This window comes from Candidatus Cloacimonadota bacterium (genome assembly GCA_020532355.1).
Classification (GTDB): domain Bacteria; phylum Cloacimonadota; class Cloacimonadia; order Cloacimonadales; family Cloacimonadaceae; genus UBA5456.
Genome location: JAJBBD010000149.1, coordinates 1 through 3,918, shown reverse-complemented (window position 1 = coordinate 3,918; position 3,918 = coordinate 1). Strand labels below are relative to the sequence as shown.

Sequence of the window (3,918 nt, the reverse complement as noted above, 5' to 3'; positions counted from 1 at the left end):
GGATATGAACAATCAAGGTTACAATATTCGCATAATATTATGAAGTTGGGCAATTGTGGCACTGATGCAGTGAATTACGACATCAACCTTAGTTCAAATCATGGTAATCAGTTTGGAGACCCAAAGCTAACTACGAACTTCGTGCCAATCTGGAATGCTACATGCATATCCCCTTGCATTGATGCAGGCTATGGCACGCCTGATACCGATGGTAGCCCTCGGGATATTGGCGCAAAACCGGCACGAACGCATCGCTATTGGACATACACCTTCGAAGATCAGGCTGATGTGGATAGATGGCATTGGGTGAGCTATCCGGTGCTGAACTCGGTGACAAACAACGCTCTTATGGCAAGTGTGTTCTTTGAAGAATTGCTGTTAAAACACCAGGATGGGAACTTGGATTGGCAGCCCACCTACCTGGATGAGATTAGGTGGTATAATCAGGACATATATTCCATAAACTGGATAGACAACTCAAATGAATGGAATGATCTCGTCAATACCCATTCCGTCTCCAGTTCTCAAGGTTATAAGATCAAGCTGCAATATCGCATGAACCCAGCTTTCACATGGCCGGTAATCCTACAAGAAAGCGGCTTTAAAACCTCGGTTACTACTCAGTTCCCAATTTATGGCGGAGTGGAAAACTGGCTCGGTTATTTCAAAGAAGAGCCTGCCTGGCCGCACGAAGCCTTTGCTGCCATTTGGGATGACATCACTACGATTAAGGCCAAAAATTGGAGTTTACTGAGACCGAATCCAGTAGGTGATTACTATGGTATGCACGGCAAGGTAGCCCCTCTGAGGTATGGAGATATGGTCATAGTAACTACCAGGAACAACCACACTTTCCGATGGGGTAGTGGTTCACCTGATGTGCCAAATGATCAGGAAGTCTCCAAAAACTTTATCTACGATGAAAAACCGGACTACATACCTGTTTACCTAAACATACCGGATGATATGATGATGGACCTCAAGGAAATCGGCTTGTATGTGGATGGTGTATGCAAAGGCTCAGTGGTGGTGAAGGATTCTCTTGAGCAGATCTCGGCATACGTGGATAGCCCTGATGAAATCAGCGAGGGGGATGTGGAATTTGTCTTCTGCTATGAGGAAGCTAAACGGCCAGAAAATGAGCTGCGCGCCATGAACCTGAACCCCGGCAGGCTCCAGCCCCAATATGGAGTTGCAGGAACCTCATACCCCTATTTCGAGATCAAACTCACTCAGGATGATATGGAAGACATTGTGCCTCCTGAATTCTCACTAAAGCAAAATTACCCCAATCCCTTCAACCCCAGCACTACGATCAGATACTCGTTGCCTGAGACAGCCAGGGTTCACCTGGATATTTACAACCTCAAAGGACAATTGGTAAAGACGCTCATCAATAGCGAAATGGAATCCGGGCCGCACAGCGTGGTCTGGAATGGAAAAGATAGCAATAACCAGGCTGTAGCCAGCGGAGTATATTTCTACCGCATCAGCAGCCCGAATAATACCCAAACCAAGAGAATGCTCTTGATGAAATAAGCCATTGCGGGTGGGGAGGGTTTAGCAGCCCTCCCCACCGATATTTGGTGAGTAATTATGCATAGAAAGTTATATCTGATGATTCTGACAGCGATCCTGCCCTGCCTTGTATTTGCTGTGACACTGACCGTGAAGCAAGACGATAGCGGAGATTACACGAGCATTCAGGCTGCCCTTGGTGCTGCCAATCCTGGGGACACCGTATTGGTACATCCCGGCAGATACTATGAAAATCTGACCATAAACAGGAACAACATTAGCTTGATGAGCCTGGAGGGAACTACCGGAGATCCGGCTTATATTGAATCTACGATAATAGATGGCGGCCATGCAGGAAGGTGTATTCTCTTACAAAGAGACAATCATCAAGTACATATAAGAGGATTCACGATAACTAATGGATTTACAACCGGGGGAGCAGGAGGAATTGGACTGGCTGTAAATACAGCATCAATACTAACAAATCTAAATATTCATAATAACAGTGCAAATACTGGTGGCGGACTTAACATCGGAGCCGCAACCGTATCACTTTCAGGAGTGCATATAGATAGCAACTATGCCTTAAGCATGGGAGGAGGCTTGTATGCAGCATCTGGAGAGGGCTATACAAACAACATCACCTTCGATCCCACCAATCGTTGTTCTATCTACAATAACCGTTCCGGCGCGGGACAGGATATCTACATTCAAAACGCCACGAATGATCTATACATGCCACTGGATACTTTTTCCATCGCAGAGCCGAGCAATTATTACGCCACATACCTCAGTGTACTTCCTGTCGCCAACAACTTCCAGATCAATTTTGATATTTTGCATGCTCATCATCAGGAGATTGATAGTGATGTATATATTTCTACATCAGGCAATGATAACAACGATGGACTCAGTCCCGCTAATGCGCTGAAAACCATCCATGAAGCTATCTATCGGGTGGCTGCCGACAGTTTAAACCAAAAGACAGTACACATTCTGCCGGGGGAGTATTCCCGCACGGATAACGATCAAGTCTTCCCCATTGCTATGAAAAGCTGGGTTATTGTGCAGGGTAGTGGGATGGACACGACAACCGTGATTGGAGAACCCCATCCGGAGATGGGGGATAATTCATGGGTGCTTGTTTTTTCGGCTATCCGCGAAGAGGCGATATGGCTATCAGATTTATCAATTACTTCACGTAATGTTCCCCTTTATAGCAACGCAATTGATGGCACAAAGCTAAGATTAACCATGAATTTTAAAAATCTTCGTATTTATAACATGGGTGCTCATGATAATTACACAAATACTTATCGTATAGTATATTTATCAGCCAATAGTAAAAGGGAGAGTATATGGAATAATGTGACTATAGAGAACATTGCCCCAGATGATGTCCATCTGATTCAGATGCTGCCTGGAATACTGGATAATGGGGAGATAACTGGAATGAAGGGCAAATTTTCCAATTGCACTTTCCGCAATGCGAGCTCTACTTACACATCAACATCAGTAATGGGAATGCCCCTCATATCTATTACCGGAGATAAAAGACTTGAGTTCGAGAATTGTGTTTTTGAGAATCTGTCCGTAGAGGATGAGGATGCAAACGTGATCCAGATCGGTGGTATTCAATTCCCTCAACAACAGAATCATTTTAGCTTTAATAATTGCCTCTTCAACAAGATCTCTTCTCATGATAATATGATCCTTGTTGTCTCCTCAAACAATCCCAGGCTGGACTTCACTAATTGCACTTTTGCAGATAATCAGGGTGATGCTTACACGCTAATGGTGAATGGAGAGGTAAATATCGTCAATTGCATCTTTGATAACGATACACCATATCAGATCAAGGTAAATCCCATGGATGGTAACCCCTCCGAGCACACCAATATAAGCATCGACCATTCCCTGGTCAAAGACGGTGTAGCGGGCATTCTGCCCTTCCCGGTGCCGGGCAATACCATCAACTTCTTGCCTACCAGCATTAGCGGCGACCCCCTCTTTGCTGGAGGCAATGATATCCACAATCCTTTCTACTACAGCCTTTCGGCATTATCCCCCTGCATCGATTCAGGAACTCGTGATACCACAGGGTTGAACCTGCCTCCCTATGATCTGGCCGTTAATTGTCGCATCTGGAATGATCGCATAGACATGGGCTGCTACGAATATGGCTCTGAGCCTTGGGTAAGCAATGATGATCCGGTGGCGCCTGAACTAAAGCAGCTTGCGCTATTTCAAAACTATCCCAATCCCTTCAATCCAACGACATCAATTAGGTATTCAATTGAGGAGACCGGACCGGTATCTTTGGATATCTACAATATAAAGGGGCAGTTGGTCAAGACTCTGTATCATGGAAATGCAGAAATTGGCAGCCATACAGCCATC

At 45.1% G+C, this 3,918-nt stretch carries 2 protein-coding genes; both read left to right on the top strand.

The window, feature by feature from the left end; translation table 11 throughout:
- Positions 1-1,539, top strand: a 1,539-nt coding sequence (locus LHW48_05465) for a T9SS type A sorting domain-containing protein (protein ID MCB5259912.1), incomplete at its 5' end; no start/stop codon positions are given.
- 57 nt (positions 1,540-1,596) lie between these two features.
- On the top strand, positions 1,597-3,918 hold a 2,322-nt coding region (locus LHW48_05460; protein ID MCB5259911.1), incomplete at its 3' end, for a hypothetical protein.